Here is a 25,742-nt window from a genome sequence, read left to right as displayed (position 1 = left end):
CACCAAAGGAAGGGATATGATTGAGCGTGCTGGTAATGGCAGGAATGATAGGTGCTGGGAAGTCGACTTATACTGAAATGATTTCAAGAAGATTGGGTACGGAGGCCTTTTTCGAAAGCGTCGATTACAACCCGATCTTGGACAAATTTTATGATAATCCGCAAAAATGGGCATTCAGTCTTCAAATATATTTCTTGAATACGCGGTTCCGCAGCATCAAAGCTGCTTTGACTGATGATAATAATGTCTTGGACCGTTCCATATATGAAGACGCGCTGTTCACGAGGGTCAATCATTTGCAAGGCAACATTTCCCAAGAAGAGATGGATATCTACAACGACCTGTTGGCCAATATGATGGAAGAACTGGAAGGCATGCCCAAAAAAGCGCCGGATTTGCTGATCTATCTGGATGGTTCATTCGAGACGATTTTGGATCACATCCGCAAGCGCGGCCGTGAATTTGAGCAGATCGAGGACGATTCCGAGTTATTATCCTACTATGAATTACTTTTCAAAAATTATGAGCAATGGTATCAGGAGTACGATCAAAGTCCAAAAATCAAGATCAACATTGATTCGTTCGACATCGTCAATAACAGCGGTGACGAAGAGCAGGTCATGGCCATCATCGAAAAAGCGCTCTTGGAAGTCCGCGGCGAAGAGGCCGAATTGACTTATGCCGGAAGCAATATCGTATAAGTGACAGATCCGTTCAGGTCGTCATCAAACAGCAGCAGTGCCATTCGGTGCGACTGCTGTTTTTTTTGGTGAGTAGGCCTAAATTTTTCGCGACGGACTGAAGCATATCCTTGGTTTATATACTATAATTAGGAAACAGACATAAATGACAGTTGTAGAGGACGGAACCAGACGATGGCGGCGGATAGGGCAGAACAAGCAGTGAATGTGGAGCAATGGCAAGCAATCAATGAACGGGATCAGCGTTTTGATGGAGAATTCTATTATGCAAACAGGGATACGCAACTGTACTGCAAGCCGTCCTGTCCTTCCCGGCTTCCGAAATTCAACTTTATCTGCGTCTTTACTTCAGCTGAGGCTGCGGAGGCGAATGGCTACAGTCCTTGCCGCAGCTGCAGACCGAACGGGAATGCCGTTACGGATCTGGAATGGGCCAACCAAGCCGAGCGCTTTATCCACAGCCATTATCAAAACCCTTTGAGCGTGAATCGTATTGCCGAAGCTTGTCATGGCCCCTCATCGGAACTGCAGCAGATCTTCATCCGCATCTACGGGGTTTCGTTGATGGACTACTTGGATCGTGTCCGGATGGATCAAGCACGCTACTTGCTGATTCACTCGGGACGCTTCATAAAGCAAATAGCCGAACTGATCGGGATGCCCTCCGCGGCGGAATTTTCCCGCAAATTCAAGGAAAAGGAAGGCGTGGCTCCGACAGAATACCGTAAACGTGCGCGTAAGCTTGACACAGACCAACACTCCTGAAGAGTTACAGCACAAATAAAAAAATGTAGAGCTAAACAGCAGGTTGACCGATCAATGGTAACCAGCTGTTTTTTTATTTTCCGATGAAATCATTTGACACAAATCGTTTACAAGTGTAAACTTGAATTCATAAGTAAGAATAAACAACAGAAGGGTGAAAAAAATGACCGAACTGGCACAGAAGAAAATCACCGACGCTGAATGGGAAGTCATGCGCGTTGTCTGGACGAACGGAAAAGCAACCAGCCGGGAAATCATTTCGGTTCTGCAGGAAAAAATGGATTGGAAACAAGCCACCATCAAAACGTTGATCGGAAGACTCGTCGACAAAGGCTTGTTGGCAACGGAACCTATCGGAAATAAATTCATCTACAGCGCAAACGTATCCGAGCAGGAAAGCGTCGGCGGTGCTACCGAAGACCTTTTGGCACACGTCTGCACGAAAAAAGTCGGCCGCACGATAGCGGAACTGATTGATAGAGCAACATTGAGTCACGCAGATGTGGCGATATTGGAAAAGGCGATCGCCATCAAAAAACGGACGGCAGTCGATGAAGTAAAGTGTATGTGCACGCCAGGACAATGCAACTGCAAACAAACCGGTTGCGTACACAAGGAGGAATCACCAGATGGAAAATAAAAGTTATGATATAGAAGGCATGAGTTGTGCATCGTGCTCCCAAGCCGTGGAAAAAGCGGCAGCTAAAGTCGCAGGCGTAAAGGAAGCCACCGTCAATTTGGCGACCGAGAAATTGACGGTTACTGTCGATGAGAGCCAGTTTTCCGAAAATCTTCTGAAGAATGCAGTCGATGCAGCAGGTTATGTGTTGGTGGCAAACAAGAAAGAAAAGACGTTTCTGATCGAAGGCATGAGTTGCGCCTCGTGCTCCCAAACCGTGGAAAAAGTGACCCGGGCAGTGGCTGGCGTGTCGGATGCGTCCGTGAACTTGGCTACCGAAAAAATGTTCGTCTCTTATGATCCGACAATGCTTCATCCAGGAGATATCTAAAGAGTTGTGGCCGAAGCGGGCTATAAGGCGATTGAAGAGAGCAGTACTATAGAAGAAAGCGATCAAAATCAAGCGAAGAAAGAACAACACATCAAAAATATGTGGCGGCGCTTTTGGCTCTCGGCGGTATTCACGATTCCACTTCTGTATCTCGCGATGGGTCACATGTTGGGATTGCCGTTGCCGATGAGCCTCCATCCGGAAATGCATCCCGTCACATTCGCGCTCACACAGCTCGTGTTGACGATCCCGGTGATGCTGCTCGGGACGAAATTTTTCACAGTCGGCTTCAAGTCCTTGTTCAAAGGCCACCCGAATATGGATTCGCTCGTGGCTTTGGGAACAAGCGCAGCCTTTCTGTATAGCCTGTATGGCACAGTTGCGGCAATCGGTGGGAACAACGAGCTTGTCATGAACTTGTACTACGAATCAGCAGCCGTCATTTTGACGCTGATTACGCTCGGCAAGTACTTCGAGGCCGTTTCAAAAGGCAAGACGTCGGAGGCCATCAAAAAACTGATGGGCTTGGCGCCTAAGACAGCCCGCGTCATCCGTGACGGCAATGAGCAGGAAATTAAGCTGGATGTCGTTATGGTTGGGGACATTCTGGTTGTCCGTCCCGGCGAAAAATGGCTGTCGATGGGAAAGTCACGGAAGGCCTGACATCCGTCGATGAATCGATGCTGACAGGCGAGAGTATACCGGTGGAGAAAAAAGCGGGCGATGCCATCATCGGCGGCAGCATCAATAAAAACGGAACGATCCAATACCGTGCCGAAAAAGTCGGGAAAGATACGGCGCTTGCGCAGATCATCAAGTTGGTGGAAGATGCCCAAGGTTCAAAAGCACCGATCGCAAAACTGGCCGATACGATTTCGGGCTACTTCGTTCCGATCGTCATCGTGCTCGCTGTTCTGGCCGGGCTGGCGTGGTACTTCATGGGACAAGAATCCTGGATTTTTGCACTGACCATCACGATTTCCGTATTGGTCATCGCTTGTCCTTGCGCGTTGGGCTTGGCGACTCCGACCGCCATCATGGTGGGTACCGGTAAGGGCGCCGAGAACGGTGTGCTGATCAAAAGCGGGACGGCTCTGGAGGTAACGCATAAAATTCAGACTATCATTTTCGACAAGACGGGGACGATCACGGAAGGTAAGCCGAAAGTGACGGATGTTCTGGTCCGTGAAGGGCTGGATCCGAATGAACTGTTGCTGTTGGCAGCATCGGCCGAAAAAGGGTCAGAGCATCCGCTCGGGGAAGCCATCGTCCGCGATGCCGAGGAGAAACAGCTGTCTTTCTTGAAACCATCCGCCTTCAATGCGTTGCCTGGCTTCGGTATCGCTGTTACAATCGATGGGAAAGAGCTTCTGTTGGGAAATGAAAAGTTGATGCTGAACCATGCAATCGGACTCGGTTCATTTGCCGAAACCTCCCACACGCTGGCGGAACAAGGCAAAACACCGATGTACATTGCAATGGATGGGGAATTGGCCGGCATCATCGCCGTTGCCGATACGGTGAAAGCAAGCAGTGCGACCGCAATCAAAAAACTCCGTGATATGGGCATCGAAATCGCGATGATCACCGGTGACAATAAACGTACGGCGCAAGCCATCGCCAACCAGGTGGGCATCGACCGGGTCTTGAGTGAAGTATTGCCTGAAGACAAAGCGGAAGAAGTCAAGAAGCTGCAACAGGGCGGCCGCAAAGTCGCCATGGTCGGAGACGGTGTCAATGATGCACCGGCATTGGCTCAAGCCGACATCGGCATCGCCATCGGATCAGGGACTGATGTTGCCATCGAATCAGCAGATATCGTACTGATGAAGAGCGACCTGATGGCGGTTGCCACGGCCGTCGAACTCAGCAAAGCCACCATCAAAAACATCAAGGAGAATCTGTTCTGGGCATTCGCCTATAATGTCCTGGGTATTCCTGTCGCGATGGGAATCCTGCATGTCTTCGGAGGACCTTTGTTGAATCCGATGATCGCCGGAGCAGCGATGAGTTTCAGCTCGGTGTCGGTTGTGTTGAATGCATTACGTCTGAAAGGATTCAAACCTTCCGTCTCAAAACGGTAAAGGATCAATAAATAGAAGAAAAGAGGAAATAATGATGAAAAAAGAATTACTACTTGAAGGAATGAAATGCGATGGTTGCGTAGCGACGGTCAAAGAGAAATTCTCTGCGATTGCAGGTGTGGAAGAGGTAATCGTTGATCTTGAAGAAAAAACAGCAACGGTCAAAATGAACCAAGACATTTCCGAAACGACTTTCAATGAAGCGTTGTCCGGCACGAAGTTTAAAGTAACCGGCAGCAAATAAGCAAAAAATAATGGCACAGGCTCCCTCGGCAATTGCAGAGGGAGCTTTTTTCGCACAAATTTGTACATTTTATCTGTTTGGCTATTGTAGTGAGCACAATTTAGGAGTAGAATGGAACATGCAGTCCGGTCGAACAGACCAGCATGCGGGCGTAGTTTAGTGGTAAAATGCGACCTTCCCAAGGTCATGTCGCGGGTCCGATTCCCGTCGCCCGCTTACTTATAATGAATATAGCTTAAGGCTGGGACATAGCTAGCTGAAATGAATGAAAAAAGGTTCCAATCACCAAATTGTGGTGGTTGGAACCTTTTTTTGAGGATTTTGGTGCAGTTTCCCTCCCATGATGGGCTTCATGGGCAGTGTATTTTCTCACGTTCACTGCCAATTCATCTCTATCAAAATCTTACTTTTCTTGCTGAATCTCCTCAATCAAGCTTCTCATCTCCGCAATCTCCCGCTCCTGCGCATCTATGATCTCATCTGCCAACTTTCGGACACGCTCGTCTTCTATCTTTGCCCGCTCACTAGCCAAGATGGCAATGGAATGGTGTGGAATCATCGCCTGCATGTAATCCACATCGTCTATCGTCGCCTGACTGCGCACCAACCATAACGAAACGCCGAAGATTAGAAAACTCGCTCCCAGTATGATAATGTTCCACTTCTTATTATCATACATCTTCCACATAAACGACAGCATCACAACCGCCATCACAGATCCCATAATCAACGTCATCAAGAGCCTCATCTCACTGAAGTAAATATGATTTAGCTGAAATACATTCAAGAACATCAAGAAATACATAATTACCGTAGAGACCAGAATCATAATTCCAAAGCGTACATACTTTTTCATAACAATCTCCTCCTGACTGTAATGACTCCTTACACATCTTACCTCCATTATAGCCATACGCGGCTGACGGGTCAAAAAATACCATTTTTATAGATATCCTTTTTGTTTACCAGCAACCTCCCTAGGTGGATAAAAAAATAGGCGCGAGCTCACTCAAATTAGGTAAGTTCACGCCTGTTTTTATCATTCAGTTGGGTTTTGTCCCAACCACTTTTTATTTATGTTTACAATAAGCAAATGTTTTGTAATGATTTTTAATCAGCATAAGGATAATGGGTCCGGTCCGCTTGAGAAATGACAGGCATTAAAACAAATGTTACAGCTGAAATGGTTGTTAAATCAATGATGTATCTATTTTTTGGCAAGGAGTTTGTGAAAAAAGACAGCTGTCACGCCGATTGTTACAAGTTGATTTTCTATATTACGACAGTGTAATATTTGACTTATGTTTGTAAGATAAACACTTTATTGAGACAGTGAAGTTAAGACGGAATAACAAAGAATGTATTTTTAACTTTGTCGGTTTGATTCATGATAGGATTGTCTCTGTTGAAAGAACTCCGATCGAGACCTGGATAAATACTTCATTTATCAAATAAAAAAGGTCATGAAGAGTATAAATTGCAATACGAAAACATTGCGAAGAGAAGAAAGGGAAAAAACACACATGAAAAACTTCAAATCTAGATTATTCGTAACGAGCGCAACTTTAGCAGCCATTGGTTTTATGGCAACAGCGAACCCTATACAAGCAAACGCAACAGAATATACTTCATCCACTTGGACAGCACGTACGGCAGATCAAATCAAAGCGGATATCCAAAACTTGGAAAGCGGCAGCAAATATACTTTCCAATGGGGCGACACTTTATCAGCAATTGCAGTAGCTACTGACGTATCAGTGAACGCCTTGGTTGATGTCAACAGCATCGGAAATGCAGATATGATTATCGCCGGTAACGCGATTGTATTGTCAGCTGATCATAAAATCGTGACTGTTGAACAAGACTCAGAAGTGAAGAGCTACGATATCAGCTCCGAAGAAGCAGTTGAAGTCGAAACACCAGTTGAAGCAGTTGAAGAAGTGCAGGCAGCTGCACCAGCTGAAGAAACATATGTTGAGCAAACTCCAGTAGCTCAAGCACCATCAACGACTTACCAAGCAAGCTACTTCTTGTATCAAGTAGTCCAAGCTGAAGCAGGCCCAAGCTACCAAGAAAAATTGAACGTTGCTTCTGTTATCATGAACCGTGTCGATTCCGGAATCTGGGGTGGTACGACAATCGATGCCGTGTTATATGCATCAGGTCAGTTCTCAGTAGTTGCTAACGGAGCTGCTGCAGCACAAGTGCCTTCTGCTGAAACAATTCAAGCAGTTAACGAAGTATTGAATGGTTACCGTTCAACATCGGCACAAAGCTTCCGCGCTTCAGGCGATGGCGTAACAAACGTGTTCTTCTAAAAAATATAAATAGCACCGATAGTACAAAGCAAAAAGCTGGACCCATTTCGGGTTCAGCTTTTTTGATGCGAGCGGATCCGTCCGGTAGGATTGCAGGATGTCCGATACCGGGAAAGAATCGGACATCCTGGAAACTATATACAAAAACGACCGTATCGGAAGAGACGGTCGTTTCTTTATAAAATGCACAATTAAATGTTGATGTTCAGGTTCACTGGGCTCAATTTCGAAACAAGACCGCGTAGGCGAGCGCCTGCGAGTTCTTTGATAGGCTCGACGACCTCTCTGATCGCGACATATTTGTCCACGTAAGTTACGACAAAACTTTCTTTGTAGCGCGGCAGGCCACAACGGCTTACCAAAAACATATGCTTAAGAATGATGTCGCGCTCCAAGGAGCTGATTTCAGTGATACGGCAAGCATTTTCACAAGCAATTTTTGGATGAGCATCGGCATGGGAACCGAGATTCAGCTGGGCGACAGCATCGCGGTCTTCATGGAAGAAGTCATGCAGCAAACCGGCACGTGCAGTAGCTCGAGCATCCAGCTTCCATTTTTTTGCAAGTTGGTAACTTTTATAGGATACGCGAATCGAATGCTCCAAACGATTGGTGAAGTGGTGGTGGGTAATGGTCTCCATATGCAATAATTCTTCGTGATAGATCAGATCTTCGACCAAAGCGACATATTCAGCATCATTTTTCCAATGGGATTGTTGCATCTGCATGCTTATTCTATCATCCTTTATGTAAGTAGTTGTATTTGTATTTTTCATGATGCCCATACTATACACCCACAGCAGAAAAAAAGAAGAGACTCGTTGTGTTTTTCTTCACTTTTACCAATATTTAAAATGTTTGTCATTTTGCTGTCACATCCGCGTTTTTGAGAATGGGCGTGTACTTTTTGGGATTCCGGAGTAGAATAGGGAATATAAGATCAGGAAGGGGCGATGAATGTGGAGAAAGTGGAAGGACCTTTTTACCTATTGAATGATGACATCATCAAAAATGAGGACGACAGAAAACATCCGGAATTCGAAGGACGGACCGTATATGAATTCATCCGTGTCCAGGATGGGATTGCGATTTTTTTGGAGGATCATCTGGAACGTTTTTTCCGGTCCGCAGCTTATCTGGACCTGCCACTGCCTGCTACGGCAGAGTCCATCGAGGACCGCGTCTATCGCCTGATAGCTGCCAATCAGGTTGAGGAGCAGAACCTTAAGTTTATCCTTGGTAAAACGTCAGAAGGCGAGAGTGTGTTGTGGATTTTTTTCACCCAGAGCATTTATCCTTCAAAAAAATATTATGAAGAGGGCATCGCTACGAGCCTCTTCCGAATCGAAAGATTGGATCCGAACATCAAGCTTGTCCGATCTGATTACCAGAAAGCGGTACTGCAGGAGCGTGCCGACAAAGGAGTTTATGAACTTTTACTGGTTGATGGAAATGAGCAGATCACCGAAGGCAGCCGCACGAATGTCTTTTTTGTGAAGGGTAACGAACTGTATACGCCTCCGGCACAAGCGGTACTGCTGGGAATCGTTCGTAAGAAAGTGTTCGAAATCTGTGCAAAACGACAAATACCGATCAATGAAACGGCAATTCCGGTGGAGTGGGTCAAGGAGGCTGAAGGTGCCTTCGTTTCCGGCACCGGCAATAATGTGTTGCCGATATCCAAAATCGGAGATCATTTTATTCCTACGATGGAGAATCCAGTTGTGCAGGCAATCATGGCAGATTATGCCGAACTGGTCAGGATGTATAAAGAAGAAAATAAACACTAAAAAAACATTGTTAACCACGTTTTTAAAAAGGTTGACAAACAGATGTCCTGCGTTTAAACTGAATACAGCATTGAGACCATCGCTTCGGTTCAAGCGGTGGTTTTTTAATCTTCTAAGTAAGAGAACGGGGGTAAAGGATGTCCACAAAAGAGAAAGTATTACAATATTTGGAGCAGCATAAAGGCGAAAGCATTTCCGGCCAAGACTTGGCTGATAAATTGGAAGTTTCCAGAACATCCGTGTGGAAAGCGATCAATAGCCTAAAAAAAGAAGGTTATCAAATAGAAGCAACTACGAATAAAGGGTATCAGTTATCCATCGATACCGATCTGTTGTCTGAGGCGGCCATTGTGCCGTTGCTGTCGGAAGCGCTGAAAGGCCACCGAGTCATTGCACATAAAACAATCGATTCGACAAACCTCGAGGCCAAACGGATCGTCAACGAAGATCCGACTTTCGAAGGTGTGATTTTATCGGAAGAACAGACAAAGGGCAGAGGCCGTTTGGGAAGAGTTTTCTACTCTCCGAGCGAATCAGGCCTGTACATGAGTTTGGTTTTGAGGCCGGTTGCTGATCTTGATAACGCCACCTTGATCACAACAGCCGCAGCCGTAGCCGTTTGCCAAGCGATCGAAACGCTGACGGGAAAAAAACCGCAGATAAAATGGGTGAACGACATCTTTCTGGATGGCAGGAAAGTCTGCGGCATCCTGACGGAAGGAATCATGGATATGGAATCGCGGACAATCGGAACGATCATTTTGGGAATCGGCTTGAACTTCCGGGAGCCTGAAACGGATTTTCCCGATGAGGTCCAGTCGATCGCCGGCACGTTGTTCGATAAAAAAAATGCCGCGGTGACCCGGAATCAAATGGTCGCCGAAATCCTTAATCGCTTTTATCTACTTTATCCTGATTTGGCTAAACGTTCCTATCTGGATGAGTACCGCAAACGTTGTTTCGTCTTGGGCGAACAGGTGACTTTCCCGCAAGGAGACGAAACAATCGAAGCCAAAGCGATTGCAATAGACAATGACGGCGGGCTTGTGGTGGCATTGCCGAATGGGGAAACGAAAACCCTGACCTTTGGCGAAATCAGCATCAAAATCAAAAAGAGAGAAGGAAAATAATATGAAATTATCAACAAGAGATTTGACTCAAATCAGCATATTCGCGGCTTTGACATTCGTCAGTGGTTTCCTGAGCATCCCTGTCGGCCCCGTTCCGATCACTTTGCAGACACTCATGGTACTGCTGACCGGCTTCTTCCTGCGTCCAAAAGCTGCCTTTTTTGCGCAACTGCTGCCTTTGCTATTGAAATTATTGCTTGGCGGATTCCAAGCCTTTTTGACTCCTAGTTTTGGGTTTGTGTTTGGATTTATTGCAGCTGCTACTTTGATTTCCTATCTCGTGCATAATAAAGAAGGAATCTTTTTGAATTATGGCATTGCAGCCGTTGCCGGCACAATCGTCATGTACGCAATCGGTTTGCCTTACATGGCGATGATCCTGAATGTTGTCATGGGCAATCAATTCGACTTGGCTGCGATTTTCCAGATGGGCATGTTGCTTTTCATTCCGGGGGATATCGCTAAAGCTGTATTGGCGATCATTCTGGCGGATCGTTTAAAAGGGCATGTTCGTGCCTTCCAACACTGAATTTAGATTTTGAAAACATAAATAATTCAAGATAAAGCATCCAGACCGGTGTAGGAAGGGGTTGGATGCTTTTATTTTGAAAAATATCTCGAATTCGTGAATATATAACTTGAAATACATTCCGGGATGTGGCATAATGATATCAAGCTTACGAAATGTAAGAGAGGTGAGGGTGAGCCCTTCATTGAAAAACAAGTGCATGGAGGAAAATAATTGGGAAACACATCTATGATATCTCGTATTAGTAATGCTTTATTTGGAAATAAAAATACAAAAAAAACAGATGAAAAGGGGAAAACAATTATGAAAATCGGAATTATCTCTGGAAGCGTACGTGAAGGAAGAAACTCAGCGGCAGTATCGGAATGGATCCATGAATTTGCCAAAAAACGCAATGATGGCGGCATCGAATACGAAATCGTAGCTTTAGCAGACTATGACTTGCCTTTGTTGGGCGCTAAATTACCAGAAGACCGTCAAGCGGCAGCAGGTGCAGCAATTCAAGCTTGGTCAGAAAAAATGGCTTCATTTGATGGATATGTATTTGTGACACCTGAATACAACCATGCAGTCGGTGGCGCTTTGAAAAATGCATTGGATTTCCTGAAACCTGAAGTTGCGGATAAAGCAGCCGGATTTGTTGGATACGGAAGTTTGGGCGGGGCCCGCGCACACGAAAATATGCGCGTCATCCTTGGCGAGTTGAGCGTAGCAACTGTGCACACAACAGTGAATTTCTCATTGATGACTGATTTCGAAAACATGAGCAATTTTGTGCCGAACGATTATCACGCAAGCAATGCAACCGCAATGTTCGATGAATTGATCAAATGGTCCGGAGCTTTGAAAACTATCCGTTAATGAGCGTTAAATATTGAAATGAATAGATGATTGTGATCGTCAGGGAGTCCTGGCGATCATTTCTTTTCGAAGACAGGTTCCTTTTATATTTTCTCCATTGATTTTCTGAAAGTGAACACCTATACTGAAACGTACTGAGTTTGCAAGCAAGCATTCGAATCAAGTGATCAGCATACATGGGAAAACAATCGGAGGGGATTAAGTGGTTTTGTTGGGAAGTTTGGTCAACAGTGCGGCCATTATTTTGGGAGGCAGTATCGGTCTGGCTTTGAAGAAAGGTTTATCGGATAGGATTGCCAGCGCAGTGATGAACGCTTTGGCGTTATGTGTCCTTTACATAGGCGTGAGTGGCATGTTGAAGGGCGAAAATATTTTGATCACCATCCTATCGATGGTGTTTGGGACTTTGGTCGGCGAATGGATCGATCTGGATAAAAAAATCAATCAGTTGGGCGATGAAATAGAAAGCCGGGTATCTTCTGAAAATAAGGAACATTCTGTTTCTAATGGGTTCGTCACAGCAAGTCTATTGTTCTGTGTCGGCGCGATGGCGATTGTCGGAGCTCTGCAGAGCGGTTTGACCGGAAATCATGACACGTTATTTGCGAAGTCACTGATTGATGGCATCGCGGCCATCGTGATGGCATCCAGTCTAGGGATTGGGGTACTGCTTTCAGCAGGTCTGATTCTCGTTTATGAAGGCGGAATTACACTCTTTGCGAATGTCCTAGCGCCGCTTTTGACTGATTCTGTAATCAACGAAATGACCTGTGTCGGCTCATTGCTGATTGTTGGTCTGGCTTTGAACATGCTGAAATTGACGAATCTGAAAATTATGAATTATGCGCCTGCTGTTTTTTTTCCTATCCTTTTCGGATATTTTATGTAACGACAGAAAGAAGACGATCCCCAGCGGACGTCTTTTTTGATTAACGACTCCGTTGCCGTTATAATCGGTAGCAAAGAAAGTCAGCGAAAAGGGGACAGAACTATGTGCGGACGTTATGCGCTGGAAGCGACAAAGAGTGAATTATGGGAAAGGTACCTTTTGGGGGAAATGAAAGAGGATGTCGAAGAGCGCGCGGAAATATTTCCGACCAACTACACACCACTGATAATGCCGGGCAACGAGCTTGTTCACCACAAATGGGGGTTTGTTGAGCCTTTCGCTAAGCGTCCTCTGATCAATGCCCGAGCAGAGACAATACTCGAAAAGCCGACATTCAGCCAACCCTTTCGGACAGCGCGTTGTCTCGTGCCGGCGACTGCATTTTTTGAATGGGAGAAAGTCGGCGACGAAAAGTTGAAACGAAAAATTGCCGTAGCAGATATCCCGATTTTTTCGATGGCCGGTATCCTCAAGACTTATCAGGATGAAAGCGGAAATCCTTTTACTGTTTTCTCCATCATCACCACGGCCGCCAATGATCAGATGCGTGCTATCCACGATCGCATGCCTGTGATACTGGAACCTGAAGATGAAGCCTTCTATCTAGATCAGAAGGCTGATCCGAAATTGGTTTGGAAGTTGCTGAAACCTACAGAACAGCGCCTGCTGATCGAATGAGTAATCGTTAATTGTTTATAAATGAGAATACGCTCATCTTAATTTAATTTAATCGTTGACATCCTTATCTGATTCTTATAAACTGAAGGCAAATAACTAATGTGCTAGAAGGATTAATGCAAACGCAAACAAAGGTGTCGCAGTCCCATCATCAGAAAAGCCCATTTGGATAATTCTATCTGAATGGGCTTTTTCGTACTAGGGACAAGCGGTTGATTGCCGAAGCAGTTCTCGCACAAACTAAAAATAGGGGGAAATGAAATGATTGGAATGGATTGGAAAAAGAAAGTAGCGACAACATTGGCACTGACTTCAGCTTTGTTGCTTGGGGCATGCGCCGGCGGTACAGAAGAAGCGACGGATTCTTCCGCAGCAAGTTCGACAGTTTCAGATGATGCTGTGCATATCGGTATTCTGCAGATTCTTGAGCACGAGTCCTTATCGGCTGCCCGCACAGGGTTCTTGGAAGTGCTGGAGGAAGCTGGGTACGTCGAAGGCGACAATCTGGTCGTAGATTACCAGAATGCCCAGGGTGACCAAGCCAACCTGCAGAGTATGGCTGAGCGCTTAGCAGGCAATAATGACCTTATTTTATCGATATCGACCCCGGCTTCACAAGCGATAGCAAACGCAGAAAAAGAAAATGCAGTTCTGTTCACTGCCGTAACCGATCCAATAGATGCCGGACTGGTGGCAAGCGCGGAAGAACCGGGAGCGAACATCACCGGAACAAGCGACCAAGCACCAATGGACAAGCAGATTGAACTGTTGTTGTCGATTGTACCTACTGCAGAAACGGTAGGGATCATCTTTAACTCCAGTGAAATGAATTCCGTTGTCCAAAGTGATCAAGCGAAAGCGTTGCTGGAAGCAGCAGGCGTGAACGTCGAAATCATGACCGTTACTTCGACAAACGATGTCCAACAAGTGATGGAATCGTTGGTACAAAAAGTGGACGCGATCTATATTCCGACAGACAATACCTTATCCAGCACAATGGCTACCGTTGGCCAAATCGCGATGGAAGCCAAAATCCCTGTCATTCCTGGCGCCACTGATATGGTGGAAGTGGGCGGATTGGCAACTTACGGAATCGACTTCAAGGAATTAGGGCGTCAGACAGGCGAAATGGCCTTGCAAATTTTGGAAGAAGGTAAACTTCCTTCCGAACTGCCGGTACAATTCCCTGAGACGCTGCAATTGGTCATCAATGAAGAGATGGCTGAAGCATTGGGAATTGATCCAGACAGCATCAAAATGCCAGAATAAGTTATTCATTTTAAAACGAGATTGCCTCACTAAAGTGTGGCAGCCTCGTTTTTTTGTGGCGTACCCGAGCGTATATTGTTCTGCTCCGGCGACGGAGGCCTCGCCGGAGTTGTGGACACAATCTTCTGCGTTTCCCCTCGGCTTAAGCGATGTGTTACACGATTTTGTAAGGAAACAGCAAAAGGGGTTGACAAAAGAAGGCACATTGCATAAAATGAGAATACGATAATAAAACTTAGTTAAAAATTAGAAGGCTACAAAAAAAGGAAAGGAGGGGATCGTCATGGAAGATGCAAACGTATCGGCTAATGTAATCATGGGGACTACCCCTTCTTTCAACGGCTTATTATTATAGCAGGGCTTGGACACTGGAATATCAGTCGTTTGAGCCCTGCTTGGCATTGACAAATAATGGGGCTGAAGCGATTATTTATTGACCTTCGAAATGCATCCATTATTTGTGGATGCATTTTTTTTCGAAATTTACTCTTATGAATCTTTAATGAAACCAATAAATGAAAAATGAACCGGAGGAAAAGACCATGACCGAAAAACAGTACATTCAATTCTTTGATACGACTCTGCGCGATGGGGAACAGACACCTGGTGTGAACTTCAATACGAAGGAAAAAGTACAGATTGCCTTGCAGATGGAAAAATGGGGGATCGATGTTATCGAGGCGGGTTTCCCGATTTCTTCAGAAGGCGACTTCGAGGCGGTAAAAGCGATCGCCGGCGCTGTCAAAAACATGACAGTAGCAGGACTTGCGCGTTGCAACGAAAAGGACATCGATGCAGCTTATGAAGCCTTGAAGGATGCGGCAGATCCACAAATCCATATTTTTATTGCGACGAGCCCTGTCCATATGGAATTCAAGCTGAAGATGAGCAAAGCAGAAGTGTTGGCGTCTGTTGCACACCATGTGGCATACGCCAAATCAAAATTTGAGAAAGTTCAGTTCTCCCCTGAGGATGCGACCAGAAGCGATTGGGATTTCTTGGTTGAAGTCGTCAATCTGGCTATCGAAAAGGGCGCAACGGTCATCAACATTCCTGATACCGTTGGCTATACCAATCCGACTGAATTCGGAAATCTGTTCAAATACCTGAAGCAAAATGTAACCCGCTTTGATGACGTCATCTTCTCCTCACATTGCCACGACGATTTGGGCATGGCAACGGCGAACGCTTTGGCTGCAGTCGAAAATGGCGCGCTTCGGGTAGAGGGCACCATCAACGGCATCGGAGAGCGTGCAGGAAATACGGCACTTGAGGAAGTTGCAGTTGCGCTCCACATCCGCAAAAATTATTATGAGAAAGAAATGGGTATGGTACTGAAGGAAACGAAGCGCACAAGCGATTTGGTCAGCCGCCTTTCCGGCATGCCGGTTCCGCGCAACAAAGCCGTCATCGGCGGTAATGCCTACGCACACGAGTCCGGGATCCATCAGGATGGTGTGCTGAAGAACCCGGAAACCTACGAAATCATCACACCGCAATTGGTCGGTGTGGAGCATAACTCATTGCCGCTTGGCAAGCTGTCCGGCCGTCACGCCTTTGTGGATCGGATTGCGCAAATGGGCTATGAAATCAGCGATCCCGCTGAAATCAAAATATTGTTCGCCCGCTTCAAAGAACTGGCTGACAAGAAGAAGAACGTGACCGAAGAGGACATCCATGCGCTGATGGTCGGTAAGTCGATCGAAGATGAATCGGCTTACGAGTTGAAACGACTGCAAGTGCAGTTTGTGAAAGATGGCATCCAAGCGGCGATCGTCGGCATCCAGGATAAGGGCAATAAAGAAGCGAAGATGCAGGATTCCGCAACCGGATCGGGAAGCATCGAAGCGATCTACAATACCATCAACCGCATTATGGAGCAAGAAATCATTCTGAAGGAATACAACATCGAAGCCATCACAGGCGGGAAAGATGCGCAAGCAGAAGTGCACGTGGTCGTGGAGGATGAGGACGGCAAGAGCTATAACGGAACAGGTATCGACTTCGACGTTCTGACGGCATCCGCGAAAGCGTACATCCAAGCCAGCGGAAAAGCAAAAAATAAACAGACAATAGAAAAAGTATCAGCACATTTCTGATGAGGGGGAAAAAGTAAGATGAATTATACGATTGCAGCATTGCCCGGAGATGGCATTGGACCAGAAATAATGGAAAGCGGCTTGACCTTGCTGGAAACGCTCGGCAAAAAATTTCAGCATGAATTCAACGTAACAGTTTACCCATTCGGAGGAGCCGGTATCGATGAAACCGGTGATCCGATTCCGCCACAAACAATCAAAGGCTGTTCAGAAGCTGATGCGATTCTTTTGGCCGCAATCGGTGGCCCAAAATGGGAAACAGCCGAGAAAACACCGGAAGATGGCCTGTTGCAATTACGTAAGACATTGGGACTTTTCTCGAACATCCGTCCGATTGCCGTCAGCGACAGCATCGCCCACCTCTCCCCTTTGAAGACGGAGCGGGTAAAAGGCACAGACTTCATCGTGGTCCGTGAATTGACTGGCGGCCTGTACTTCGGCCAGCCGAAGCATTGGAACGATGAGGAAGCGACTGATACTTTATTCTATAAAAAGAGCGAAATCGATCGGATTGTCCGCCAGGCTTTTGACATCGCGATGACGCGCGGCAAAAAACTGACTTCCGTCGATAAAGCCAACGTATTGGCCAGCAGCAAATTATGGCGCAAAACCGTGAATGAAATCGCGACAGAATATCCGGAAGTGACCGTGGATCACTTGTATGTCGATGCGGCTTCGATGAAAATTATCCAAGATCCGACCTCATTCGATGTCATCGTGACGGAAAACATGTTCGGGGACATCCTGAGCGACGAAGCATCCGTCATCACAGGCTCACTGGGGATGTTGCCTTCCGGAAGCCATGCGGTATCCGGTCCTTCGTTATATGAACCGATCCATGGATCCGCACCGGATATCGCCGGTAAAAACATCGCCAACCCGATGTCGATGATCCTATCCGTAGCCATGATGTTGCGCCAAAGCTTCCAGCTGCATGAAGAGGCTGCTGCGCTTGAAAAAGCGGCCTCCGAGGTGATGGATGCCGGGTTCCTGACGGCCGATCTGGGCGGCACGACGACAACGACAGCATTTACTGAACAAGTGAAAGCCATTTTGGAAAAGTGAAGGGGAGTAGATAGTATGAGCAGAACGCTTTTTGATAAACTATGGGACAGACACGTCATTACAGGACCAGAAGGTGAACCACAATTGTTGTACGTGGACCTGCACCTGATCCATGAAGTCACTTCGCCACAAGGCTTTGATGGCTTGCGCGAAACCAACCGCCCAGTCCGACGTCCTGACAAAACGATCGCAACGGTCGACCATAATGTGCCGACGGAAGACATCTACAATATTAAAGACCTGATTTCTAAGAAACAGATTGAAGCGCTGCAAAAGAATTGCGCAGAATTCAACATTCTATTAATGGATATCGGAACAGCCAATCAAGGGATTGTGCACATGGTAGGACCGGAATTGGGCGCAACCCAACCTGGTAAGATTGTCGTCTGCGGAGATTCACATACGGCTACGCATGGGGCCTTCGGAGCGATGGCATTCGGTATCGGCAGCTCGGAAGTGGAGCATGTTTTTGCAACGCAATCAATCTGGCAGAAAAAACCGAAATCGATGGGCGTAAAAATCACCGGCAAATTGCCTGCGGGCGTCTACGCGAAAGATATCATCCTACATTTGATTGCGACTTACGGAGCAGCCTTCGGAAGTGGTTATGCGATTGAATTTTACGGAGATACAGTGGAAGCTTTGACGATGGAAGAACGGATGACAATCTGTAATATGTCCATCGAGTTCGGTGCAAAAATCGGCATGATGGCACCGGACCAGACTACTTACGATTACTTGCGCGGTCGCCGTTATGCACCGGAAAACATGGAGAAAGCCATTGCCGATTGGGAGACGCTGAAGAGCGATCCGGATGCTGTCTATGACACTGACATCGCTATCGATGTTTCCGACTTGGCTCCTTATGTAACTTGGGGAACCAATCCAGGTATGGGTGTGCAGTTCGGAGAAAAATTCCCGGAAATCCAGGACAAAAATGATGAGCGTGCCTATAACTACATGGATCTGAAACCTGGTCAAACGGCGGAAGATATTCCATTGGGCTTTGTCTTCATCGGCTCTTGTACAAATGCCCGCCTGTCCGATCTGATCGAAGCGGCGAAGTATGTCAAAGGCGGACAAGTACCTGCCCATATCCAAGCGATGGTTGTACCGGGCAGCCGGACCGTCCGCGATGCGGCCGCGGAATTGGGATTGGACAAAATCTTCATCGATGCGGGATTTGAATGGCGCGAGCCAGGATGCTCGGCTTGCTTGGGGATGAACCCGGATAAAGTGCCTGCTGGCGTACACTGTGCTTCGACTTCCAACCGTAACTTTGAAGGCCGTCAAGGCAAAGGTTCGCGGACGCACTTGGTCAGCCCGGCAATGGCAGGAGCTGCCGCAGTGAACGGTAAATTTGTGGATATCAGAAAGGAAGCAGTGACTTATGGAGCCAATTAAAGTACATAACGGTAAGACCGTTGCTTTGATGAACAACAACATCGATACCGACCAAATCATTCCGAAAGTATTCCTGAAACGGATCGAAAAAACGGGTTTCGGCGCTTTCGTTTTTGATGAATGGCGTTTCTTGAAAAATGGCGATCCGAATCCGGAGTTCCCTTTGAACGATGCCGACCGCCAAGAAGCGACAATCCTCGTAACGGGAGATAATTTCGGCTGTGGCTCTTCCCGTGAACATGCCGCATGGGCATTGAAGGATTACCGCTTCCGAGTCATTATCGCCGGCAGTTACAGCGATATCTTCTATATGAATTCCTTGAAGAATGGTCTATTGCTGATCGAATTGCCGCAAGAGCAACGTGATGCGTTGGCGCAATTACCGGCGGATGAAACCATCCAGATCGACTTGTCGAATCAAGTGGTCAGAACCAACGCAGCCGAGTATCCGTTCGCCATCGATCCGACTTGGAAGCATAAATTGGAAAACGGCATCGACGACATCACCGAAACGATGGCCTATAAAGATGAGATTGATGCGTACGAAACAAAATGGGACAATATATACGCATAGATATAAAAGTGGAACGGATTCGTTCAGCCCTGATTAAGGAAACACTGTGACCTAATCGGTCAAGTGTATCATGCCTCTAAGCGATTGAAATCGCAAGAGTCATGACAATTTAGGAAATCTGTCCTCGCAACGTTCCCTACGGTCACCTTGTACTGGGACTCTAAGGGATGAATCCCAAAGACTCCCATGCAACTGAGCATCGTAGAGCGCAATATGCTGAGAGACTTCCTGCGTCAGCAGGTTAGTCGAATAGTATCCTTGGCTCGTAGAGACAAGGGGTTCCTTTGTCCTTTCCGAAGGGCTAATCCGTGGAACTAGCCATCATTATTGGTGCGGGGAACACTTTGGGAGTACTTCAAACACCTAGGGTGATGCATTTTAAATTTTTTAAAATTGTAATAGGATAAGCGAGAAATTTCCTTCAATTGGAGGGGATTTCTCGCTTGTTTTTTTGAAGTGTTGTAAGATGGAGTTGTGCCAAGGTTGGCAAATATGACGATATGTTGTCGTTGTCGCTAAAAAAACATTATCCTAAACTGCTTTATGTTATAATATCTTGTCTGTCGTTAAGCCCCTATTTGAGGATATCTGCAGAAAAAGGCCCGCAGGATGGATGAATGAATTTTCCCTACAGGAGGAATGAATAAGATGAGTAGAGCTTTAATTATTGGTGCCGGTGGCGTTTCCAACGTCGTATGCCATAAATGTGCCCAAAATTCAGAAGTGTTCGAAGAATTTATGATTGCCAGTCGTACCAAGTCAAAATGCGATGAAATCAAAGATCGGATCGAAAGCGGCATTTATGCTGGGCGTTCAAAAATAACGACTGCCCAAGTGGATGCGAACAATGTTCCTGAATTAGTGGCGCTGATCAATGAATACAAACCGGATATCGTGATTAATGTGGCTTTGCCATACCAAGACTTGACCATCATGGATGCCTGTCTTGAAACAAAAACTAATTATGTCGACACAGCGAACTATGAACCGGAAGATACAGCTAAATTTGAATACAAATGGCAATGGGATTACCGCGAGCGTTTCGAAAAAGCCGGCATCACCGCGTTGTTGGGATCAGGCTTTGACCCGGGCGTAACAAGCGTATTCTCTGCCTATGCCCAAAAACATCATTTCGATGAAATCCATACGATCGATATCCTGGACTGCAACGGCGGCGATCATGGTTATCCTTTCGCAACCAACTTCAATCCGGAGATCAACATCCGCGAAGTGACCGCAAACGGAAGCTATTGGGAAGATGGTAAATGGATCGAAACGGAACCGATGGAAATCAAACGCGAATACAATTTCGATCAGGTCGGCAAGAAGGACATGTATTTGCTGCACCACGAAGAAATCGAATCTTTGGCTTTGAACATCAAAGGCATCAAACGCATCCGTTTCTTCATGACATTCGGCGAAAGCTACCTGACGCATTTGAAAGTGTTGGAGAATGTGGGCATGACTTCCATCGAGCCGATCGAATTCGAAGGCAAACAAATCGTGCCGCTACAATTCCTGAAAGCTGTATTGCCTGATCCAGCTTCATTGGGACCGCGCACAAAAGGAAAAACGAACATCGGTAACATCTTCACCGGAATCAAAGACGGAAAAGAGAAGACATACTACATCTACAACGTCTGCGACCATGAAGAATGCTACAAAGAAGTCGGCTCGCAAGCTGTCTCATACACAACCGGTGTCCCAGCGATGATCGGGGCAGCTATGGTCTTGACCGGACAGTGGAAAAAACCAGGTGTGTACAATATCGAAGAATTCAATCCGGATCCATTCATGGAAGCATTGAACGTCTACGGCTTGCCTTGGCAAGAGGACTTCAATCCTACCTTGGTCGACTAGGAGGTACGGATGGACACAACAATCGATTTTCAATCCTTGCCGACACCCAGCTATGTGGTGGATGAAACTTTATTGCGCCGCAATCTGGAAATCCTGAAATCGGTCAAGGATCAGACAGGTTGCAAGATCTTGTTGGCTCAAAAGGCTTTTTCAATGTATCATTTCTACCCTTTGATCGCCGAGTATCTGGACGGCACGACAGCCAGCTCCGTCCATGAGGCACAACTGGGTTTTGAGGAATTCGGCAAAGAGACGCATGTCTTTGCGCCGGCTTTCAAGAAGGAAGAAATGGAGGCGTTGCTCCCGATCGTGGATCACATCGTCTTCAATTCCCCTAACCAAGTGAAGCTGTACGCCGAAATGGTGAAGAACAGCCCGCGTCCGATCGAAATTGGCTTGCGCGTCAATCCAGAACTTTCGACGCAGGATCATGCGCTTTATGACCCGGCCAGCCCGTTTTCGCGTTTGGGAACGACAGCCGTCAATTTCGACGAAGGCCAAGTCGAACTTTTGGACGGACTGCATTTCCACACCCTTTGCGAACAAGGTTCCGATGCTTTGGAAGCGACTTTGGTCGCATTCGAGGAAAAATTCGGGAAATATCTGCACGGTATGAAATGGGTGAACTTCGGCGGTGGGCACCACATCACCAAAGAAGGTTACGATATCGCCAAATTGGTGAAGATCGTCAACTATATCAAAGAAAAATATGCTGTGCAGGTCTATCTTGAGCCTGGCGAAGCGATCGCATTGAATGCGGGATTCCTTGTTGCGAGTGTGTTGGAGACGACCTATAACCAAATGAATTTGGCCATTCTGGATACATCCGCGACTTGCCACATGCCTGACGTATTGGAAATGCCTTACCGCCCGTTCATCATCGGTTCCGGTGAAGCCGGTGATAAGGCGCACACGTACCGTTTAGGTGGACAGACTTGCTTGGCAGGGGACGTCATCGGGGATTATTCTTTCGATGAGCCGCTTCAGCCCGGCAATCGCCTGATTTTCACGGATATGGCCATCTATTCGATGGTCAAGAACACGACCTTCAACGGCATCCAACTGCCGGCCATCGCAGCCCATACGGTCAAAGACGGCACGAAAGTCATCAAGACCTTCGGATACGAAGATTTCAAATCACGACTGTAGAATTTTGAATAGTGGAGCTGTCTCTCATGAGACAGCTTTTTTGCTGTTCTCCGGCGTGGGGCGCTTGGCCGGAGTTGAGGACCACATTCTGATGGTCTCCTCCTGTGGGCAGAAGCCTCCTCGGAGAAGAGACCAAATATTACCATTCTGCTCCGGCGAAAGAAGCCTCGCCGGAGGAACGGGACATTTTGCACTGTAGTTTTCCAGCTAAAATATGCATATCCATAAAAAACAATAGGACTAAGAAGAATTTGCCTCAAGTGACAAAGACGATAGGGTCCGGTATAATCAAATTGTCGAATATCGCGAAAAATCCTTCGGAAAAGGGGAACAAAATGAGAAAAGTAACGTTTGTGATGTCGTTGGCTGTGCTGGGATTATGGGGGTGCGCGGATGAAGCGGATACGGTTCCTGAAGTTGCATCCGTGGACACCGCTTCTGAACAAAATGATACAGTTTCCGAAAACGAGGAGGAAAAAGTCATTTCCTTCATCGGAGTCGGGGATAATCTGATCCATGATTCCATTTTCCGGGATGCGGAATTGCCGGACGGAACCTATGACTTCAAGTTCATCTACGAAAATGTGGCAGAGGATATTGAAGAGGCGGATATCGCTTTTCTGAATCAAGAAACGATCAGCGCGGGGGGAGATTATCCTTATTCGGGCTACCCAGCGTTCAATACGCCGCCCGAAATCGCCCAGGATATGAAAGACCTAGGCTTTGATTTGGTCAACGGCGCAACGAACCATGCCTTGGATTATGATTACCCAGGCGCCCTCAATTCCCTGGCAGTATGGAATGAAGTGGAGGATGTCATCTACACAGGTATTTATGAGAGTCAAGCGGATCGGGATGAAATCCGGACAATCGAAAGAGAAGGCGTCACGTTCGCTTTTTTGACCTATACTTACGGCACGAACGGTATTGAGCCGGACACCTCTTATCGGGTAGCCTATTTTGACGAAGAGCAGATTCGCCAGGATGTTGCCAATGCCAAAAGCGTCAGCGATGCTGTCATCGTTTCGGCGCACTGGGGTGACGAAAATACGCAGGAAGTCAACGAGATGCAACGTACTTATGCACAATTGTTTGCAGATCTGGAGGTCGATGTCGTCATCGGCACCCACCCACACATTCTGCAACCGATTGAGTGGGTGACCGGCGTAAATCAAAATAAAACCCTTGTGGTCTATTCTCTGGGGAATTTTATTGCCCACTCGCTGACGGATTATAATACGCTCGGAGGCATGGTGACTTTTGATTTTGTCGTTGCTGATGATGAGACGATGAGTATCGAAAACGTCCAATTCGAGCCTACTGTTTCGCACTATGTGGCAGATCCGCGAAATGTTGAGAACTCACGGCGGGATTTTAAAATTTACAAGTTGGAAAATTACTCGGAAGAGTTAGCCTTGGAGCATGGGTTGAACGGTTATGAGGACCTGGAAATAACGCCGAATAATTATCTTTCCCTCGTGAAGAACGTCATTCCTGCAGAAATGTTGGAGTAACGGAAAAAATACAATAATGCATTTTTTTGAAGGCATCGGTAATCAGCGGTACAGCAAGCATTTCTTGAAAAGAAACAAACATGAAACCGAAGCCTTCCGAAAATTGCATACTAATGATTGACGAAACCGCTTATTTATACTATATTGTAGGCAGATGGAAAATCCTATCGCGATATTCTATCCACCTCAGAAAAACTCCCGATTGAAATATCAGTGATCATGTCAGCGTACCACCAAAAATACACCCTCCGCTCAAACAAATGAGCAAACCACCCAAATACTTTCACAACTAGATTTCCTCGATTTACACAAAAGTAATTCCAGTAAACTTACGTTCTTTTTTGACATCCTCTCAAAAATCATCCAGCAAGACATACCCGATCTTATTCTTCGCTTACCCATTTTTATAATAGATCCTATGGAAAATAACACGGAGTAATCAGCTTATTTTGAACGCCGATAAACCTTTGAACATACAGGTGGTTGAATGCTTGAATCGCAGTTGAACTAATAATAGGTAAGTTTTTTCAACAAACTGATTTAGCATGCCAAAATCTTTATTTTGATGTATGTATTTGAATGCTCGGCTACCAGCAATGTTTAAGCTATCCGTTTTTCTCTGATGCATTCTCCGAAAATCCCACGTTTGTATCCCACCCTTTGATTATTCTCTGTTCTCGATAGATCCGTTTTGAGTAAAAGCGTTTGTCGTTTTTCATTGTATCGGTCCTTCGCAGCTCTTGGATTTGTTGACTTGCGTGATTCACAGCAGCTTCAAGCCAATGCGTCAGCCACTTGTACCGTCACTTTCGAAATAAAGAGGAGATGGAGGAATATGAGAAAAAAGTATTTTTTACTGCTCAACAGAATTGTTTTTTTGCTGATAACATTGATGACAGTGATGCCATCCTTTTTGTCAGCCTATACCGCAATCGATGTATTAGCCGCAGAAATCGGAACAGTCCAGATGGCCTTACCTATGGATGATGGGACTGCGAGCGCAACTGGAACGGTCAACGGATCAGGAACGGCTGTTGATTGGGTTGTGACCGTAACGAAATTTGATTCTGAGGACAAACGGGCTCCGAAACTCGAACTTGAATACAGCAGCGGCCTAGGTACACCGTATAATATTAGTACGAATGTTCAACAAATCAATCGTACGGATATCGGTGCGGTGACAGTTTTAAAAGGATACACATACAGCACCGCCGCAGAAACACTCACCATGTCATTCACTACTGATATTACAGACCATTCTTCTGAAACAATTTCCCTCAAAATACTGGCAGGAACGCTCAGCGAAGAGGAATCCGGGGCAGTGGACATCTTCATGTCTGGTAACGTAAGAACATTATCTCTCGTCAATCCAATCGCCCAAGCAGCAGCGGAAGCAGCAGCCCAGGCGGAAGCGGAAGCAGCAGCTCAGGCGGAAGCGGAAGCAGCAGCCCAGGCGGAAGCGGAAGCAGCAGCTCAGGCGGAAGCGGAAGCAGCAGCTCAGGCGGAAGCGGAAGCAGCAGCCCAGGCGGAAGCGGAAGCAGCAGCTCAGGCGGAAGCGGAAGCAGCAGCTCAGGCGGAAGCGGAAGCAGCAGCTCAGGCGGAAGCGGAAGCAGCAGCCCAGGCGGAAGCGGAAGCAGCAGCTCAGGCGGAAGCGGAAGCAGCAGCTCAGGCGGAAGCGGAAGCAGCAGCTCAGGCGGAAGCGGAAGCAGCAGCCCAGGCGGAAGCGGAAGCAGCAGCTCAGGCGGAAGCGGAAGCAGCAGCTCAGGCGGAAGCGGAAGCAGCAGCGCAGGCGGAAGCGGAAGCAGCAGC

The 25,742-nt window shown here is 46.7% G+C and carries 22 protein-coding genes, 1 tRNA gene and 1 pseudogene; 22 read left to right on the top strand and 2 right to left on the bottom strand.

Annotated features, from left to right (window positions below):
- The first annotated feature begins 26 nt into the window (after positions 1-26).
- From TES5_RS00615 to TES5_RS00590, 6 genes and pseudogenes are all read left to right on the top strand, one after another.
- Positions 27-701 (top strand): deoxynucleoside kinase, encoded by a 675-nt coding sequence (locus TES5_RS00615; protein WP_232309258.1) that lies wholly within the window; start codon positions 27-29, stop codon positions 699-701.
- Positions 702-875: 174 nt separating this feature from the next.
- A complete protein-coding gene (locus TES5_RS00610; protein WP_068558690.1) occupies positions 876-1,466 on the top strand; it encodes an Ada metal-binding domain-containing protein in 591 nt (196 codons plus the stop codon).
- A 163-nt stretch (positions 1,467-1,629) separates the two neighbouring features.
- Positions 1,630-2,106 carry a CopY/TcrY family copper transport repressor gene (locus TES5_RS00605; RefSeq protein WP_068558688.1) on the top strand — a complete coding sequence of 159 codons (477 nt, stop codon included), beginning with the start codon at positions 1,630-1,632 and terminating at the stop codon, positions 2,104-2,106.
- A pseudogene (locus tag TES5_RS00600) lies at positions 2,096-4,560 on the top strand (heavy metal translocating P-type ATPase). The gene TES5_RS00605 and the pseudogene TES5_RS00600 overlap by 11 nt, the downstream one beginning before the upstream one ends.
- Before the next feature lie 34 nt (positions 4,561-4,594).
- The gene (locus TES5_RS00595) at positions 4,595-4,804 is read left to right on the top strand and encodes a heavy-metal-associated domain-containing protein (protein WP_068558687.1); all 210 of its coding nucleotides are present in this window, start codon (positions 4,595-4,597) and stop codon (positions 4,802-4,804) included.
- A gap of 145 nt (positions 4,805-4,949) precedes the next feature.
- Positions 4,950-5,020: transfer RNA gene (locus TES5_RS00590), tRNA-Gly, on the top strand.
- A gap of 187 nt (positions 5,021-5,207) precedes the next feature.
- Here the strand turns inward: TES5_RS00590 and TES5_RS00585 are convergent.
- A complete protein-coding gene (locus TES5_RS00585; protein WP_255356027.1) occupies positions 5,208-5,708 on the bottom strand; it encodes a DUF305 domain-containing protein in 501 nt (166 codons plus the stop codon).
- Positions 5,709-6,327: 619 nt separating this feature from the next.
- Here TES5_RS00585 and TES5_RS00580 point away from each other — a divergent pair.
- The gene (locus TES5_RS00580) at positions 6,328-7,122 is read left to right on the top strand and encodes a cell wall hydrolase (RefSeq protein ID WP_068558682.1); all 795 of its coding nucleotides are present in this window, start codon (positions 6,328-6,330) and stop codon (positions 7,120-7,122) included.
- Positions 7,123-7,313: 191 nt separating this feature from the next.
- Here TES5_RS00580 and TES5_RS00575 read toward each other — a convergent pair whose 3' ends face one another.
- Positions 7,314-7,844, bottom strand: a complete 531-nt coding sequence (locus TES5_RS00575; protein ID WP_068559317.1) for an HD domain-containing protein — start codon at positions 7,842-7,844, stop codon at positions 7,314-7,316.
- Between the two features lie 237 nt (positions 7,845-8,081).
- On the opposite strand from TES5_RS00575, the gene TES5_RS00570 reads away from it, so the two are divergent.
- The 15 genes from TES5_RS00570 to TES5_RS15305 all read left to right on the top strand — a co-directional run.
- Positions 8,082-8,912: an aminotransferase class IV gene (locus tag TES5_RS00570; RefSeq protein WP_068559314.1), complete on the top strand. Its 831-nt coding sequence runs from the start codon at positions 8,082-8,084 to the stop codon at positions 8,910-8,912.
- A gap of 137 nt (positions 8,913-9,049) precedes the next feature.
- Positions 9,050-10,042: a biotin--[acetyl-CoA-carboxylase] ligase gene (locus TES5_RS00565; protein ID WP_068558680.1), complete on the top strand. Its 993-nt coding sequence runs from the start codon at positions 9,050-9,052 to the stop codon at positions 10,040-10,042.
- Between the two features lies 1 nt (position 10,043).
- Positions 10,044-10,571, top strand: a complete 528-nt coding sequence (locus tag TES5_RS00560; protein ID WP_068558678.1) for a biotin transporter BioY — start codon at positions 10,044-10,046, stop codon at positions 10,569-10,571.
- A 303-nt stretch (positions 10,572-10,874) separates the two neighbouring features.
- A complete protein-coding gene (locus TES5_RS00555; RefSeq protein WP_232309250.1) occupies positions 10,875-11,432 on the top strand; it encodes an NADPH-dependent FMN reductase in 558 nt (185 codons plus the stop codon).
- 202 nt (positions 11,433-11,634) lie between these two features.
- On the top strand, positions 11,635-12,321 hold the full coding sequence (locus tag TES5_RS00550; RefSeq protein ID WP_198143275.1) for a DUF554 domain-containing protein: 687 nt from the start codon (positions 11,635-11,637) through the stop codon (positions 12,319-12,321).
- A gap of 102 nt (positions 12,322-12,423) precedes the next feature.
- On the top strand, positions 12,424-12,999 hold the full coding sequence (locus TES5_RS00545; RefSeq protein ID WP_068558676.1) for an SOS response-associated peptidase: 576 nt from the start codon (positions 12,424-12,426) through the stop codon (positions 12,997-12,999).
- Positions 13,000-13,269: 270 nt separating this feature from the next.
- Positions 13,270-14,268, top strand: coding sequence for an ABC transporter substrate-binding protein (locus TES5_RS00540; protein ID WP_068559308.1), 999 nt, complete (start codon positions 13,270-13,272; stop codon positions 14,266-14,268).
- A 542-nt stretch (positions 14,269-14,810) separates the two neighbouring features.
- Positions 14,811-16,367 (top strand): 2-isopropylmalate synthase, encoded by a 1,557-nt coding sequence (locus tag TES5_RS00535; RefSeq protein WP_068559307.1) that lies wholly within the window; start codon positions 14,811-14,813, stop codon positions 16,365-16,367.
- Positions 16,368-16,385: 18 nt separating this feature from the next.
- Entirely contained in the window at positions 16,386-17,432 is a 1,047-nt protein-coding gene (gene leuB, locus TES5_RS00530) for a 3-isopropylmalate dehydrogenase (RefSeq protein WP_068558674.1), read from the top strand.
- A gap of 15 nt (positions 17,433-17,447) precedes the next feature.
- On the top strand, positions 17,448-18,836 hold the full coding sequence (leuC, locus tag TES5_RS00525; protein WP_068558672.1) for a 3-isopropylmalate dehydratase large subunit: 1,389 nt from the start codon (positions 17,448-17,450) through the stop codon (positions 18,834-18,836).
- On the top strand, positions 18,823-19,410 hold the full coding sequence (gene leuD, locus TES5_RS00520; RefSeq protein WP_068558670.1) for a 3-isopropylmalate dehydratase small subunit: 588 nt from the start codon (positions 18,823-18,825) through the stop codon (positions 19,408-19,410). The genes leuC and leuD overlap by 14 nt, the downstream gene beginning before the upstream one ends.
- 648 nt (positions 19,411-20,058) lie before the next feature.
- Positions 20,059-21,270 (top strand): saccharopine dehydrogenase family protein, encoded by a 1,212-nt coding sequence (locus TES5_RS00515; protein WP_068558668.1) that lies wholly within the window; start codon positions 20,059-20,061, stop codon positions 21,268-21,270.
- A gap of 21 nt (positions 21,271-21,291) precedes the next feature.
- Positions 21,292-22,419, top strand: coding sequence for a carboxynorspermidine decarboxylase (gene nspC, locus TES5_RS00510; RefSeq protein WP_198143280.1), 1,128 nt, complete (start codon positions 21,292-21,294; stop codon positions 22,417-22,419).
- Between the two features lie 335 nt (positions 22,420-22,754).
- A complete protein-coding gene (locus TES5_RS00505; RefSeq protein ID WP_068559305.1) occupies positions 22,755-23,933 on the top strand; it encodes a CapA family protein in 1,179 nt (392 codons plus the stop codon).
- A gap of 835 nt (positions 23,934-24,768) precedes the next feature.
- Positions 24,769-25,742, top strand: a 974-nt coding sequence (locus TES5_RS15305; RefSeq protein WP_198143274.1) for a hypothetical protein, incomplete at its 3' end; no start/stop codon positions are given.

This window comes from Trichococcus sp. ES5, assembly GCF_900067165.1.
GTDB lineage: Bacteria > Bacillota > Bacilli > Lactobacillales > Aerococcaceae > Trichococcus > Trichococcus flocculiformis.
Note: the sequence above shows the minus strand (reverse complement) of the source record. Positions and strands in the feature narration are given on the sequence as shown.

Excerpts from the sequence above, each read along its gene's own strand:
- leuD (WP_068558670.1), top strand. The coding sequence starts at position 18,823 with ATGGAGCCAATTAAAGTACATAACGGTAAGACCGTTGCTTTGATGAAC.
- TES5_RS00515 (WP_068558668.1), top strand. The coding sequence starts at position 20,059 with ATGAGTAGAGCTTTAATTATTGGTGCCGGTGGCGTTTCCAACGTCGTA.
- TES5_RS00580 (WP_068558682.1), top strand. The coding sequence starts at position 6,328 with ATGAAAAACTTCAAATCTAGATTATTCGTAACGAGCGCAACTTTAGCA.
- TES5_RS00545 (WP_068558676.1), top strand. The coding sequence starts at position 12,424 with ATGTGCGGACGTTATGCGCTGGAAGCGACAAAGAGTGAATTATGGGAA.
- leuB (WP_068558674.1), top strand. The coding sequence starts at position 16,386 with ATGAATTATACGATTGCAGCATTGCCCGGAGATGGCATTGGACCAGAA.
- TES5_RS00535 (WP_068559307.1), top strand. The coding sequence starts at position 14,811 with ATGACCGAAAAACAGTACATTCAATTCTTTGATACGACTCTGCGCGAT.
- TES5_RS00575 (WP_068559317.1), bottom strand. The coding sequence starts at position 7,844 with ATGCAACAATCCCATTGGAAAAATGATGCTGAATATGTCGCTTTGGTC.
- TES5_RS00610 (WP_068558690.1), top strand. The coding sequence starts at position 876 with ATGGCGGCGGATAGGGCAGAACAAGCAGTGAATGTGGAGCAATGGCAA.
- TES5_RS00605 (WP_068558688.1), top strand. The coding sequence starts at position 1,630 with ATGACCGAACTGGCACAGAAGAAAATCACCGACGCTGAATGGGAAGTC.
- TES5_RS00595 (WP_068558687.1), top strand. The coding sequence starts at position 4,595 with ATGAAAAAAGAATTACTACTTGAAGGAATGAAATGCGATGGTTGCGTA.
- leuC (WP_068558672.1), top strand. The coding sequence starts at position 17,448 with ATGAGCAGAACGCTTTTTGATAAACTATGGGACAGACACGTCATTACA.
- TES5_RS00505 (WP_068559305.1), top strand. The coding sequence starts at position 22,755 with ATGAGAAAAGTAACGTTTGTGATGTCGTTGGCTGTGCTGGGATTATGG.
- TES5_RS00585 (WP_255356027.1), bottom strand. The coding sequence starts at position 5,708 with ATGGAGGTAAGATGTGTAAGGAGTCATTACAGTCAGGAGGAGATTGTT.
- TES5_RS00560 (WP_068558678.1), top strand. The coding sequence starts at position 10,044 with ATGAAATTATCAACAAGAGATTTGACTCAAATCAGCATATTCGCGGCT.
- TES5_RS00555 (WP_232309250.1), top strand. The coding sequence starts at position 10,875 with ATGAAAATCGGAATTATCTCTGGAAGCGTACGTGAAGGAAGAAACTCA.
- TES5_RS00565 (WP_068558680.1), top strand. The coding sequence starts at position 9,050 with ATGTCCACAAAAGAGAAAGTATTACAATATTTGGAGCAGCATAAAGGC.
- TES5_RS00540 (WP_068559308.1), top strand. The coding sequence starts at position 13,270 with ATGGATTGGAAAAAGAAAGTAGCGACAACATTGGCACTGACTTCAGCT.